This is a genomic window from Ochrobactrum soli (assembly GCF_003664555.1).
Classification (GTDB): domain Bacteria; phylum Pseudomonadota; class Alphaproteobacteria; order Rhizobiales; family Rhizobiaceae; genus Brucella; species Brucella teleogrylli.
In genome coordinates this window covers 1-14,292 of record NZ_RCHH01000009.1, presented here as the reverse complement: position 1 = coordinate 14,292, position 14,292 = coordinate 1, and the positions used below count along the sequence as shown (strand labels likewise).

The window sequence follows — 14,292 nt, the reverse complement described above, 5'->3', positions numbered from 1 at the left end:
GTTCATCGAATCGTATCGCCTTACCGTTTTGTCCGCCCCCAGAGGCTACAAGTCTGAAACTCGCGGCAACTGTCAGTCACGACAGTTGCAATTGGTCTCGCCCGCAGCTCTCTTTCCAAGTGACCTTTTCTGAGCGCCGCACGAAATCCGCTTCGTTCCGCCATAGATCCAATTGTCGGATTTAATGGTTAATGGACGCTTAGTGAACAACAAATGCGGAAACACCATGGCAAAAAAGACACAGGAGCGCATCTATTTTCGCTATGGTAAAAAAATTATTAACAGTCTTTAATTGGCAACAGGCACTCTTTCCGCCCCAAGGCGAAGATTAGAAGCTATTGAAATTCAAATATTTAGACTGATTTCATTATCCTGCGGAGCGCCGGAAAGTGGTGCTGTCACCCTCCTGACCGTCATCGAATCCCCTGCCGGATATGGAGGTCACATCAATGCCATATTCCTTGAGCTTCCGGTAAAGCGTGGTCCTTCCGATGCCCAAACGACGCGCGACTTCACTGATTTGCCCGTCGTAATGTGCCAGCGCGAAGCGGATCATTTCTTCTTCGGCGGCGGCAAGGGTCCGCACTTCGCCATCGGCATTGGTGCCGCTGATGACACCGGGCGCGACCCTGCCGGATGCGATACTGGCATGCGTCGCCACCCTCGCGCCTGTCTGGGGCGCACCCGTCCAGCCGTCAACATTGCTCATCAGTTCGGCAAAATCCGCCATGGTCAGCTCGGAGGTCTCGCACAGCAAAACGGCGCGGAAAACCGCATTCTTCAACTCGCGCACATTGCCCGGCCAATCATAGACCCGCAACCGTTCCAGCACATGCGGCGCAATGCCGGTGATATGGCCGCGCCGCTCCTCGCTGGCAAAACGCATCGTGAAATGGTGCAGCAGGACCGGAATATCTTCCGAACGGTTGCGCAAGGCGGGAACCGGCAACATGAAAGACCCCAGCAACTGGCCAAGGCCCGGATGGAACCGCCCCGTATGCACCAGATCGCTCAACGGCTGCGTCGTGGAAGCCATAACGCGCGCATTGAACGGGTATTGAACGCCCGCCGCCTCGAACTGCCCCGTTTGCATGGCCGAATAGAGCCGCATCTGGGCATGACGCGGTAGGAACCCGACTTCATCCAGATAGAGCGTGCCGCCATCGGCACTCGCCAGCTTGCCGAAAACCCCCTCCGGCCCCGTGATCGCGGAACCGCCCATGCGTGGCTTTTCCGGCGCGCCGAACAGGATCTGGTCCACATTGTCCGTTGTCAGTGTGCGGCAATCGACGGTGATGAAAGTTTCGCGCCATCTCGCGCCAGCGCTGCAAATGGCGCGGGCCAGCGTTTCCTTGCCGCTGCCTGGTTCCCCATCGAGAAGAAGCGGCGCATCCAATGCGGCAGCGCGTCGTGCGGCGACCATCGCCCGCTCCATATCGGGGCTTCTGGCAATGATGTCGGAAAGCGGAAAATGTGTTCTGAGCGAACGGTTGCGCCGCACCTCGTGGGCGAGCGCATCAAGTTTCAGCGCATTTGAAATCGAAAGCTGGACGCGCTCAGGAACCACCGGCGTGGTCACGAAATCCACTGCACCAAGCTTCACCGCCTGCAAGGCCCTGTTCAGGTCTTCGCCCTGAACCAGCACGATCACCGGTATGGTCACGCCCACATCGCGCATTTTGGCGAGAACGCTGAGACCATCCATGTCCGGCATGGCCATGTCGAGCAGGATCAGCGCAATATCCTTGCGCTGCGTCGCGAAACCAAGCGCGCCATTGCCCCCGTCAGCCAGGATCGTGCGATACCCCATGCGCTGGACCATCGCTTCAATATTGCGTCGGTGAATCGGATCATCATCCGCTATGAGAATGCGCGTGCCCATTAAAGCTTTAATCAACCTGTGGAGTTCCCGCGCCCGGACACATTAAACTGTTAAAAAATCAACAAAAGTTTACTGCTCCAGGCGCGCTATTTGGAGCCAAACCGCCAACAATTGCAAGACCTTAAAACAGTATCTGACGCTAGTTTCACAAAATTTTCGTCTAAAAAACACTCAATGCTTGAAGCGCCCAAAAAGTAATCGCGGAAGTTACTGACAATTTATTGGCTGCTTACATAACACCGGTTGTACCGCTGTGTTGCCCCTCTTGGCGATCCCGGCAAGACATGCGAGAAGAAGGCCAATAGGAGAATGCTTATGACCCGTTTTTCAGACTCTGCTTCGTTCAACGCACTTCTTCCCGTACCGGTTCTGGCCCCATCCGGCGATAGCGCCGCTACCGCAAAGGCCGATCTCGGCACACTGCCGGAATGGAACCTTGCCGATCTTTATCCCGCAGCCGACAGCCCGCAGCTGAAGGCCGACATCGAGAAAGCGATGAAGGATTCAGCCTCCTTCGAAGAACGCTGGAAGGGCAAGCTGGGTGCTGAAGCAGCCAAGGCCGATGGCGGCAATTTTGCCGATGCGATCAAGGAATTCGAAGCGCTGGACGAACTGATGGGGCGCATCGCCTCCTATGCCGGGCTCTATTATTACGGCGACACGACCGATCCGAAGCGCATGAAGCTTTTTGGCGATGTGCAGCAGAAGCTGACCGACGCCAGCACGCATCTCATTTTCTTCAGTCTCGAACTGAACCGCATCGATGATGCAATTCTCGACAAGGCCATGGATGCCAATGCGGCAATCGGCCATTATCGCCCGTGGCTGACCGATCTGCGTAAGGACAAGCCCTATCAGCTCGACGACAAGCTGGAACAGCTTTTCCACGAAAAGTCGATCACCGGTTTCGGCGCATGGAACCGCCTGTTTGATGAAACCATGTCGGGCCTGCGCTTCGAGATCGACAGCCAGGAACTCGCCATCGAACCGACGCTGAACATGTTGCAGGACGCTGATGGCGCGGTGCGCAAAAAGGCGTCCGAAGCGCTCGCCAAGACATTCGGCGCCAATCTGCGCACCTTCACGCTGATCACCAACACGCTGGCCAAGGACAAGGAAATTTCCGACCGCTGGCGCGGTTTTCAGGACATTGCCGACAGTCGCCACCTTGCAAACCGCGTGGAACGCGAGGTTGTGGATGCGCTCGCCAAGGCAGTCGAAGACGCCTATCCACGCCTTTCGCACCGCTATTATGCGCTGAAGGCCAAGTGGCTCGGCCTAGACAAGCTGGAAAACTGGGACCGCAACGCACCACTGCCGGAAACCCCGCAGGCCCTGATTTCGTGGGATGAAGCGCGCGATACCGTGCTTTCGGCCTATGGCAATTTTGCGCCGGAAATGGCCGCGATTGCCAAGGATTTCTTCGACAAGAACTGGATCGACGCGCCAGTGCGTCCCGGCAAGGCTCCGGGCGCTTTCGCCCATCCGACCGTGCCATCTGCGCATCCTTATGTTCTGCTCAACTATATGGGCAAGCCGCGCGATGTGATGACGCTTGCCCATGAACTGGGCCATGGCGTGCATCAGGTTTTGGCTGGTGGCCAGGGCGCGCTGATGGCCTCCACCCCGCTGACACTGGCCGAAACCGCTTCGGTCTTCGGCGAAATGCTGACCTTCCGTTCACTGCTGGAGCGGACGAAGGACAAGCGCGAACGCAAGGCCATGCTGGCCCAGAAGGCCGAAGACATGATCAATACGGTCGTGCGCCAGATCGCCTTCTACCAGTTCGAGCGCCGCATCCACACCGAGCGCCGCGAAGGCGAATTGACGTCGGAGCGCATCGGTGAAATCTGGATGGATGTGCAGCGCGAAAGCCTCGGCGAAGCGGTGCGGCTCAATCCGGGCTACGAGACGTTCTGGTCCTATATCCCGCATTTCATCCACTCGCCATTCTATGTCTATGCCTATGCTTTCGGCGATTGTCTGGTGAACTCGCTCTATGCCGTCTACCAGAATTCCGAAAAGGGCTTTCAGCAGAAATATTTCGACATGCTGAAAGCGGGCGGCACCAAGCATCACACGGAACTTCTGGCTCCGTTTGGTCTCGATGCCACCGACCCGAACTTCTGGAGCAAGGGCTTGTCGGTGATCGAAGGCATCATCGACGAACTCGAAGCCATGGAAGACTGAGGCGACAGTGACCCGAACGGGTAACAAACCGCTGATCCTGTTTCGGGACGATAAGGCGGGCCGCGACGTGCTTTTCGCGGCCCCATCGACCATCATCCGCGCCGACGAGCCGGATGAATTCGATGCCGCATGGGATGCCATGCAACACGCCCATGCGGATGGGAAATGGCTTGCGGGCTATCTTTCCTATGAGGCCGGCTATCTTCTTGAACCGAAGCTGAAGCCCCTCCTGCCGACCGGGCGCAAGGCCCCTATGCTGTGCTTCGGCGTCTTCGACGGGCCATCTGACGAAGTTTTGCATCATCGTGGCAATGATAATGCGACCTATCTGCGCGATCCTGTCGCCGAATGGACGCCAGCAGAATATAAAACGCGGTTCGACCGCCTGCACCGACACTTGCACGAAGGTGACTGCTATCAGGGCAACCTGACCTTTCCGGTTCATGCGGAATGGGGCGGTGATCCGCTGGTGCTGTTCAACGCGCTCGCCGCACGTCAGCCGGTTCGCTACGCGACCTATTGCGATCTCGGCGGTCCGACAGTCTTGTCGCGTTCGCCAGAGCTTTTCTTCGAGGTGGATGCCGATGGGTGGATCGAAACCCATCCCATGAAAGGCACCATGCCGCGCGGAGCGACGCCTGAGGAAGACGAGGCTAATCGCACCTTTCTGATGAACGATCCAAAAAACCAGGCGGAAAATCGCATGATCGTTGATCTGCTGCGCAACGACATATCGCTCATCAGCGAAGTCGGCACGCTGGAGGTGCCAGAACTTTTCCGGGTTGAAACTTACCCTACGGTTTACCAAATGATCAGTCGGGTACGAGCAAGGCTGAAAAGCGATATTCCCCTGCGGTCGCTATTTGCAGCCCTTTTCCCCTGCGGTTCGATTACCGGCGCGCCGAAAATCAGCGCCATGGAAATCCTGCGCAAGCTGGAACCCAACCCACGTGACATTTATTGCGGTTCGCTCGGCTGGATTGAGCCAAGCGGACGCATGCGTTTCAATGTCGCCATCCGCACGATCTCGCTTCTCGACGAAAATCGTGCAATCTTCAATGTCGGGGGCGGCGTGGTTTTCGATTCCACGGCGCAAGCGGAGTATGAGGAATGCCTTCTGAAAGCACGGTTCGCGACGGGGCAAAAACCGTCAGTGCGGAACCAGAATATCAGCTGATTGAAACCATGCGATGGGAGCCTCTGTCCGGGGTTCTGCGGCTGCAATTGCATCTGGCGCGACTGGAACAGTCCGCGCGCGAACTTGGTTTCTCCTGCAATATGGACGCCATCCGCCAGCAGATTGAAAATGCAGGCTCCGGCGACCACGCCCTGAAACTGCGTCTCACGCTGGCCCCGGATGGCGTCGCCAATGTTGCTGCCTTTAATTATGAGCCGCTGCCGCAGCAGACGACATGGCGCATAGCGATTGCACGCACCCGCCTCAAACATGACGACCCGCTGCTTCGGTACAAGACCACGTGCCGTCAGGCCTATATCGCCGCGCGTGAGGAATATTCTTCCGCAGAAGTGGACGAGGTCATCCTGCTGAATGACCGCGATGAGGTCTGCGAAGGCACCATCACGTCGATTTTCCTCGATATTGGCGGTACGACCTGTGTGACGCCTGCTCTATCCTGCGGGCTGCTGGATGGCGTTCTGCGCCGCGAGCTTTTGAACAACAGCGTGGTCTCTGAGGGGATAGTTTCCGTAGACGATCTCAAAAACGCGCGTAATATTCTCGTCGGCAATTCACTGCGCGGCATGATCCGCGCCAAGCTGATTGAAGGCTAAAATCCTAAAAAGCGTTAAACACGTCTGCATGTCATAGGGGTGTGACGTTTCTTTCTTTGTATGAAGTTGTGCTATCGTTCCGGTTTCAATCCTGCCGTCGAACGGTTACAGAGCAAAACGCCGCAATTTCTGCGGCTCACACAGAGGAAGAAAATGGCGAAAGCGAAATGGCAAGTCTATAGCGAGATCACCGGCCCCGTAATCATGATCGGCTTTGGGTCGATCGGGCGCGGTACCCTGCCGCTGATAGAACGCCATTTCAAATTCGACAAATCGCGGATGGTCGTGATCGACCCGAGCGAGAAAAACCGCAAGATCCTTGACGACAAGGGCATTCGTTTCGTCAAACAGGCGATCACCAAGGATAATTACGCAGAAGTGCTGGACCCGTTCCTGAAAGGTGCGGAAGGACAGGCTTTCGTCGTCAATCTGTCGGTCGATACCGGATCGGTCGATCTGATGCACTATAGCCGCAAGAACGGCGCGCTTTATATCGACACCGTGGTCGAGCCTTGGCTCGGCTTCTATTTCGATGACAAGATGGACAATGCCGCGCGCACCAATTATGCGCTGCGCGAAACCCTCCTGGCTGGAAAGCGCAAGAACCCCGGCGGCCCGACCGCCGTTGCATGTTGCGGCGCCAATCCGGGCATGGTGTCGTGGTTCGTCAAGAAGGCGCTGGTCGATCTGGCGACGGAACTCAAGCTCGACTTCACCGAACCGGCGGCCGATGACCGCAACGGCTGGGCCAAGCTGATGAAAAAGGCTGGCGTGAAGGGCGTTCACATCGCGGAACGCGACACGCAGCGCGCAAAGGAACCGAAACCGTTCAACACGTTCTGGAATACGTGGTCCGTGGAAGGTTTCATTTCCGAAGGCTTGCAGCCTGCCGAACTTGGCTGGGGTAGCCACGAAAAGTGGAAGCCGAAAAATGCACGCAAGCAGAAGAAGGGCACGAAGGCGGCAATTTTCCTCGAACAGCCCGGCGGCAATACGCGCATTCGCACCTGGTGCCCGACCCTCGGCGCGCAATTCGGCCTGCTCGTCACCCACAACGAGGCGATCTCCATATCCGATTACTTCACCGTGCGCGATAAGAAGGGCAAACTCGATTACCGTCCGACCTGTCATTATGCCTATCATCCGAGCAATGACGCCATTCTCTCGCTCGACGAAATGTTTGGCGCGGGCGGCAAGGCCCAGCCCGTCCAGCATGTGCTGGAAGAGGCAGAAATTCTCGACGGTTCGGACGAACTGGGCGTCCTGCTCTATGGTCATGACAAGAACGCCTACTGGTATGGTTCGCAGCTGACCGTCGAGGAAGCGCGCAAGCTTGCGCCCTATCAAAATGCGACGGGCCTGCAGGTTTCGTCCGCCGTGCTGGCTGGAATGGTCTGGGCGCTGGAAAACCCGACAAGTGGCATCGTCGAAACCGACGAAATCGACTATCGCCGCTGCCTCGAAGTCCAGATGCAGTATCTTGGCCCCGTGAAAGGCTATTATACCGACTGGACGCCACTGGAAGGTCGCGGGCATCTGTTCGAGGAAGACCTCGACACCAAGGACCCATGGCAGTTCCGCAACGTGCTGGTGCGTTGATTCAATGAAGCCAAGGCCCGGCACCGACCGGGCCTTTGCGCCTCAGCGCATCCGAACGAAACTGATGTGATTTTCCAGACATGTCCGGTCAATTAAGGCGCATTGTGGCAGACCGCTTTCCCGATCTCGTAGCCCTGCTCAGCGGGCTGCTGATCCTGCCGTGGATTCTGGGCGTGCCGGGGCATCCGAGCCAGCTTGTGCAGACGGGATGGACAATCGGACTGGTCTCGATGGTTGTTTATCTGGCCCTCTACCAAACTGCCAAGTCCCTCGCAGCACGTCGCTCCGTCAAGAACAATCCCTCCCGCATCGCCCTTATCAGTCGCGTGATGAAGTGGTCGGCGGGTCTGCTTGTCTTGCTGATGCTTATATCCTTCGGGCTGATATTCACGGCATAAAGCCGGCATCTGCGCGGCGATTTTGCATCATTACCAATAAATTAACACATCTGGCGGCCAATCCTCACATTGGGGACTTGTTTTCGTGTAAATTTCGATTCATCACACGTCATTATCCCCATTTTGGAGAAAGCATGGACATGAAAAGCTTCCGCATCGTTGCCCCACTTGCCGTCATGTCGCTTGTGCTGGCGGCTTGCGAAACGACCGGACCGGTCGGCGGCAATGTTCCAACTGTCTCCCGCGCACCGAGTGGCATCGAAGGCAGCTGGGTCGATCCGAACGGCATTGTATCGTCGTTCAATGGCGGTATCTTCGAAACCCGCACCACCGACACCAACGAACGGCTCGCCGAAGGCAATTATCGCTATCAGTCGCCGCAGCTCGTTGAAATCGACATGCGCTCGATTGTGCGCGGCACCTCGTCCAAGGTCAATTGTGCTCTGGTTTCGCAAAACCAGCTCAACTGCACCTCGTCGGCAGGCTCGCGCTTCTCACTGTCCCGTCGCGCAACCAGCTAAAGCATTTCCAGCAAAAGTGCGTAGCGGTTTTGCGCAGGATAATGCGTAAAAACAAACAGATATAGCGGTTCCGAGATTCTGTTTTAACCGGAACCGCTTTAAAGCGAAACATAACATCTCTTCCCCTTCAAGCGGCGCGGGCTATGCTCGCGCCGCTTGAATTTTTTGTTGTCTGCAATTGTCAGGATTGTAATTTGTCGCTTTTTCTGGCCTTTGCTTACTGCGCGTTTCCCGCGTAAAACCGTTTCAAACTTTTGCTGGAAATGCTCTATTTTCCAGCGGGATAGGAGTCGGCTCATGAGTAAGATGGACACCGTGCAACAGAACCCAAACCAGCCCGCGCAGGCCAAACTGCCCAAAGTTGGGGTTCTGCTGGTCAATCTGGGGACGCCGGACGGCACGAGTTACGCCCCGATGCGGCGCTATCTTGCAGAGTTTCTGTCCGACCGCCGCGTGATCGAATGGTCGCGCCTGTTCTGGTATCCGATCCTTTACGGCATCGTGCTCAATACGCGTCCCAAGCGTTCCGGCAAGCTCTATGACCGCATATGGAACCACGAGAAGAACGAGTCGCCATTGCGCACCTATACGCGCGCGCAAGGTGAAAAGCTGGCAACCGCGCTCACCGACATTCCCAACGTCGTCGTAGACTGGGCGATGCGTTATGGCCAGCCATCCATTGAAAGCGTGACCGATCGCCTGCTGCAACAGGGCTGCGAGCGTATCGTCGTGTTCCCGCTCTATCCGCAATATTCGGCCACCACGACCGCGACGGTGAACGACAAGTTTTTCGAAGCGCTGATGAAAAAGCGCTTCATGCCAGCAATCCGCACCATTCCGTCTTATGAAACGGAACCGGTCTATATCGAAGCGCTGGCGCGCTCCATCGAAAGCCACCTCGCGACACTGTCCTTCAAGCCGGAAGTGATTCTGGCTTCCTATCACGGCATTCCGAAAAGCTATTCCGACAAGGGCGATCCTTATCGCGAACAATGTCTGGAAACCTCGCGCCTGTTGCGCATCCGGCTCGGCATGGATGAAAACCAGTTTCGTTCCACCTTCCAGTCCCGTTTTGGACCGGAGGAATGGCTCCAGCCATACACAGATGAAACCGTGGAAAATCTGGCGAAACAGGGCGTCAAATCCGTGGCGGTTCTCAATCCGGGCTTCGTTGTGGACTGCCTTGAGACGGTCGACGAGATCGGCAATGAAGCCGCACACCTTTTCCATGAAAACGGCGGCGAAAATTTCAGCCACATCCCTTGCCTCAACGACAGCGCAGAGGGCATGAAGGTCATCGAAACGATGGTGCGGCGCGAATTGCTGGGATGGGTGTAATATAAGGGAATAGGGGAATAAGGCAGTAAGGGAATAGGTTTTCATACTCCCTTATTCCCTTACTCACTTACTCCCCTAACGGACGAGGGTTAGACAATGACAGGTTTCGACATCACGCTGCTCATTCTGGCTGCGCTGGTTCTGGCGACACTCTTCGCGGGCATCAAGACGGTGCCGCAGGGTTTCAACTATACGGTGGAACGTTTCGGCCGCTATACGCGCACGCTTAATCCGGGCCTCAATCTGATTGTCCCGTTCTTCGACCGTATCGGCGCGCGCCTCAATATGATGGAGCAGGTGCTGGATGTTCCGACGCAGGAAGTAATCACCCGCGACAACGCCATTGTCGGCGTCGACGGCGTTGCCTTCTATCAGGTGCTGAACGCTGCGCAGGCCGCCTATCAGGTGGCGAACCTGCAATATGCGATTCTCAATCTCACCATGACCAACATCCGTACCGTCATGGGCTCAATGGATCTCGACGAATTGCTTTCCAACCGCGATGCGATCAATGATCGCCTGCTGCGTGTCGTTGACGAAGCAGCCCATCCATGGGGCATCAAGATGACCCGCGTGGAAATCAAGGATATCAATCCACCCGCAGATATCGTCACCTCGATGGCCCGCCAGATGAAGGCGGAGCGTGACAAGCGCGCGCAGGTTCTGGAAGCCGAAGGCGACCGCAATGCCCAGATTCTGCGCGCCGAAGGCCAGAAGCAGTCGCAAATTCTCGAAGCCGAGGGCAAGCTGGAAGCAGCCAAGCGCGAAGCAGAAGCCCGCGAGCGTCTTGCCGAAGCCGAAGCCAAGGCCACGACGCTGGTGTCGGACGCTGTCGCCAACGGCAATGTGCAAGCGCTCAATTACTTCGTGGCGCAGAAATACACCGAAGCGCTAAGCAATATCGCCAGCGCCAAGAACCAGAAAGTCGTGCTGATGCCGCTGGAGGCAAGCTCGCTGATTGGTTCGCTCGGCGGGATCGGGGCCATTGCGCGGGAAGTGTTCGGCGACGGCAACAAGCCCGTTGACCCGACACCGCCATCGCCGGGCATTTCGCGCGCGCGCAGCGTTCCGCCGACCGGTCGCGGCTAAATCAGGGGTGGAGCGCCATGATTATCGAATTTCTGTCCGAACTTGGCATCTGGAGCTGGCTGGTCCTCGGGCTGGTCCTGCTCATTCTCGAAATTCTGGCGCCCGGCATTTTCTTCATCTGGTTCGGCCTCGCCGCACTGGTGACAGGGGGGATGGCTTTTCTCCTGTCATCGACCAGCGCTTTTGGCTGGCAGGTCCAACTGGTCGTATTTCTTGTTTTGGCCGTGGTGTTCGCGCTGGCAGGACGCCGTTTTTTTGGCTCGAAGAGCGAAAATCTGGACGAGCCTCTGCTCAACCGGCGCGGCGAACAGCTGGTTGGTCAGCGCACCACACTGACCGAGCCCATCAACAATGGGCGCGGACGCATTCGCATCAACGATACGACATGGCGTGTGAAAGGGCCGGACCTGCCCGCAGGTACTGAAGTTCGCGTCGTGGCCTTCGATGCAGTGACGCTGGAGATAGAGGTGGCTGTTTAGGGCAGTAAGGCAGTAGGGGAATAGGGCAGTATGTTGCGCCCTAATTTATCCCTATTGCCCTACTGCCTTACTGCCCTCTTAAACGGCCCCAATCCGCAGCAGATCGTGGAAATGCACGAGACCGACCGGGCGGTTGTTCTCGACCACGATCAGTGCGCCGATGTGGTTTTCGTTGATCGTGTTGAGTGCAGCAGTGGCCAGCATGTTCTGATCGACCGTCTTCGGCTTGCGGGTCATGATGTCATCGACCGCCAGTTCCGACAGATTGCGGTGCAGATTGCGCGAAATATCGCCGTCCGTGACGATACCGGCCAGTTCGCCGCTCTCATCGACCACAACCACGCAACCGAAACTCTTTTGCGCCAGCACTTTCATCGCGGCTGGCATGGCCGTTCCAGCGGCTACCAGCGGAATGCGCTCTCCGCGATGCATGATATCGCGGATATGGATGAGGCTCGCACCCAGCGAACCACCCGGATGGAAGGTTTTGAAATCGCTCGGTGTAAACCCGCGTGCTTCCAGAAGCGCAATCGCCAGCGCATCGCCGATGGCGAGCTGCATAATGGTTGAAGTGGTTGGCGCCAGCCCGTGCGGGCAGGCTTCTGCCGTCTTGGGCAGCTGGAGCACGACAGTTGCAGCGCGACCGAGTGCGGAATCCTCACGCGAGGTGATTGCAATCAGCGGAATGCGGAAACGCTGCGAATAATTGACGATGCCCTTCAGTTCTGCCGTTTCGCCGGACCAAGAAATCGCCAGGATCACATCGTCACGACCAATCATGCCGAGATCGCCGTGATTGGCCTCCGCCGAATGCACGAAGAAAGCAGCCGTGCCCGTCGAGGCAAAAGAGGCGGCAAGCTTGACGCCGATATGGCCGCTCTTGCCGACGCCGGTAACGACCAGACGCCCCTTGGCGGTGGCGATCTGTTTTACCGCTTGTGCGAAGGGACCGGACAAACCATTGCGCAGCGCTTCTTCAAGCGCGGCAAGTCCTTCGTTTTCGGTTCGAATGGTCCGGAGCGCCGAAGCGATGGCCGCTTCCGCACCCGTCGAAATCTGGGTTTGATCGAGCTTTTCCATGGCGCAAAGCGTTAGCCTCTTCGCTGCCCGTTGTCCAAGCTTTTATTACCCACAAATGATTGCTTTCGTTGCGCAACATCGCCGATGGCAACCAAGAATTAACCATGTGCCTTTACCGTTCATCCACCACGTTGCAACGGTTTGAAATCACATATGCCATTTGCCATGCCTCTATCCGGCGGTTCGACGCCCATTGCCCGCAGGCTGAGAAGCCTGTTTCTGGCGGGCGCGGCGATGGCTATCATCCCTTCCCTCTCGCATGCTCAGGATGCCTATCTGCGCGGCAGTGTGCCGGAAGACGTGCTTTCCGCCTCGTCGCCGGATACGCTCGCCGCGCGCGGGCTCGCAGCCCCCGGCCGTTCCGATAGCGCCAGCGGTGGTGGGAGCGATGACGGTTCCGACACATTTTTCGCGCCGATGCAGGATAATGCGGTTGCAGCGGACGCCCAGCCACAGCCTGCCCCGGCGGCGCCGCTCGAGGATCAACCGCTTGACGCCATGCGGGTTGGCGCGATCACAAACGAAGCGGATAGCGATAGCGGGCGTGTGCAGCGCGAAAATATGCGCCAGTCACCCGAACAGGGGCGCGGGCCGGCACAGGAGGCAGACCCCTTCGCGCCGGTTGGCCTCCGCGCCGGATCGTTCGTTCTGCGCCCTTCGCTTGAGCAAGGCATTCGCGCGACATCGAACGGCGACAATAGTGCGTCCGGTTCGAGTGCAGTGCTATCGGAAACCACGCTGCGCCTCAATGCGCAATCCGACTGGGCGCGGCATCAGGCGACGCTCGATGCATCGGGCACGCTGAGCAAATCCATTTCCGGTCAGGATGTGAGCGAACCGCAGCTCGACATTCAGGGCAATCTGCGCCTCGATCTGACCGACCAAACCACGGTCAATACGGGCGCGGGTTATAGGCTGCGGCGTGAAAGCGCCTCCAATCCGAATGGCGTGGTTGGCGCCTTGCAGCGCCCGCTGGTTCACACCTTCAATGGCAGCCTCGGCGTCGAGCACGATACGGGGCTGATTTTCGGTCGCGCCACGGGCCGCGTCGAACACGATATGTATGGCGATGCGGAACTGCCTTCCGGCGGCACTGTCAGCCAGAAGGATCGCGACAACACCTATGCCAGCATCACGCTGCGCGGCGGTTTCTCCATGTCGCAGGCCATCAAGCCATTCGCCGAAGTGGAACTCGGCAAGCGCATTTTCGACGAGCGCGTGGATAGCAACGGCTTTGAACGCAGTGGTTCGCAATTCGCCCTGCGCGGCGGCCTGATGGTCGATATGGGCGAAAAGCTGAACGGCGAGTTCGCCGCAGGCTATATGCGCGCCAACAGCGATGATGACCGGCTTGGAGCAGTCAGCGGACCGTCGATCAATGCCGCGCTCAACTGGTCGCCATTGCGTGGCACCGATGTGCGGCTTTATTCACAAACCACCGTGGATATGTCCACCACGCCGGGCATTGCCGGTTCGCTGCTGCAATTTGCGAGCCTCGACGTCACGCATCGCATCCGGTCGGACCTCAGCCTCAATGGCAGGGTCGACACGCTCATCCGCGCGAACAAGGATGGCACCGGCACGGACTATACGCTGGGTGCACAGATCGGCGCGACTTACTGGATCAACCGCTTCGTCGGGCTTGATGCGCGCTTGCGTCATGAATTCCTGACGAGCCAGGTTTCGACACGAGAATATAACTCCAACAGCATTTATCTCGGCGTGAAAGTGCAGCGCTAGTGGTCTGATTCCAACATTTGCATCCCTCGGTTCACGCGCTGAGCAAATGTTGGAATCAAAAAGACCACTAGCAAGTATATGTATCTAAAGCTTGTCGCATTTATTCGGCCTCATACCCAGCAGCCTTAAAGAAGTTCTGGCATTCATTGATGGAGAAGAGACTGATGATATCGCCAAGTGCTTTT

Annotated in this window: 12 protein-coding genes; 10 read left to right on the top strand and 2 right to left on the bottom strand. The window is 57.4% G+C overall.

Annotation, left to right across the window (positions count from 1 at the left end):
- Positions 1-367: 367 nt before the first annotated feature.
- Positions 368-1,882, bottom strand: a complete 1,515-nt coding sequence (locus D8666_RS15765; protein WP_109367714.1) for a sigma-54-dependent transcriptional regulator — start codon at positions 1,880-1,882, stop codon at positions 368-370.
- A 315-nt stretch (positions 1,883-2,197) separates the two neighbouring features.
- Between D8666_RS15765 and D8666_RS15760 the strand changes: the two genes are divergently transcribed.
- The 9 genes from D8666_RS15760 to D8666_RS15720 all read left to right on the top strand — a co-directional run bounded on the left by D8666_RS15760 (position 2,198) and on the right by D8666_RS15720 (position 11,287).
- Entirely contained in the window at positions 2,198-4,072 is a 1,875-nt protein-coding gene (locus D8666_RS15760; protein WP_167836098.1) for a M3 family oligoendopeptidase, read from the top strand.
- Positions 4,073-4,079: 7 nt separating this feature from the next.
- The gene (locus tag D8666_RS15755) at positions 4,080-5,249 is read left to right on the top strand and encodes an aminodeoxychorismate synthase component I (protein WP_109367715.1); all 1,170 of its coding nucleotides are present in this window, start codon (positions 4,080-4,082) and stop codon (positions 5,247-5,249) included.
- Positions 5,183-5,863, top strand: a complete 681-nt coding sequence (locus tag D8666_RS15750) for an aminotransferase class IV family protein (protein ID WP_121538734.1) — start codon at positions 5,183-5,185, stop codon at positions 5,861-5,863. The genes D8666_RS15755 and D8666_RS15750 overlap by 67 nt, the downstream gene beginning before the upstream one ends.
- A 153-nt stretch (positions 5,864-6,016) precedes the next feature.
- On the top strand, positions 6,017-7,462 hold the full coding sequence (locus tag D8666_RS15745; RefSeq protein WP_121538732.1) for a homospermidine synthase: 1,446 nt from the start codon (positions 6,017-6,019) through the stop codon (positions 7,460-7,462).
- Between the two features lie 80 nt (positions 7,463-7,542).
- Positions 7,543-7,860, top strand: a complete 318-nt coding sequence (locus D8666_RS15740; protein ID WP_121538730.1) for a hypothetical protein — start codon at positions 7,543-7,545, stop codon at positions 7,858-7,860.
- A gap of 140 nt (positions 7,861-8,000) precedes the next feature.
- On the top strand, positions 8,001-8,381 hold the full coding sequence (omp10, locus tag D8666_RS15735; RefSeq protein WP_109368022.1) for an outer membrane lipoprotein Omp10: 381 nt from the start codon (positions 8,001-8,003) through the stop codon (positions 8,379-8,381).
- A gap of 297 nt (positions 8,382-8,678) precedes the next feature.
- Positions 8,679-9,719 (top strand): ferrochelatase, encoded by a 1,041-nt coding sequence (hemH, locus tag D8666_RS15730; RefSeq protein WP_121538728.1) that lies wholly within the window; start codon positions 8,679-8,681, stop codon positions 9,717-9,719.
- 96 nt (positions 9,720-9,815) lie between these two features.
- Positions 9,816-10,808, top strand: a complete 993-nt coding sequence (locus D8666_RS15725; RefSeq protein ID WP_109367719.1) for an SPFH domain-containing protein — start codon at positions 9,816-9,818, stop codon at positions 10,806-10,808.
- Between the two features lie 17 nt (positions 10,809-10,825).
- Positions 10,826-11,287 (top strand): NfeD family protein, encoded by a 462-nt coding sequence (locus D8666_RS15720; RefSeq protein ID WP_209445989.1) that lies wholly within the window; start codon positions 10,826-10,828, stop codon positions 11,285-11,287.
- Between the two features lie 78 nt (positions 11,288-11,365).
- Here the strand turns inward: D8666_RS15720 and D8666_RS15715 are convergent, their stop codons facing one another.
- Positions 11,366-12,367, bottom strand: coding sequence for a KpsF/GutQ family sugar-phosphate isomerase (locus D8666_RS15715; protein ID WP_109367721.1), 1,002 nt, complete (start codon positions 12,365-12,367; stop codon positions 11,366-11,368).
- 153 nt (positions 12,368-12,520) lie between these two features.
- Here D8666_RS15715 and D8666_RS15710 point away from each other — a divergent pair, with 153 nt between their 5' ends.
- Positions 12,521-14,107 (top strand): outer membrane beta-barrel protein, encoded by a 1,587-nt coding sequence (locus D8666_RS15710; protein ID WP_121538726.1) that lies wholly within the window; start codon positions 12,521-12,523, stop codon positions 14,105-14,107.
- Positions 14,108-14,292 lie beyond the last annotated feature (185 nt).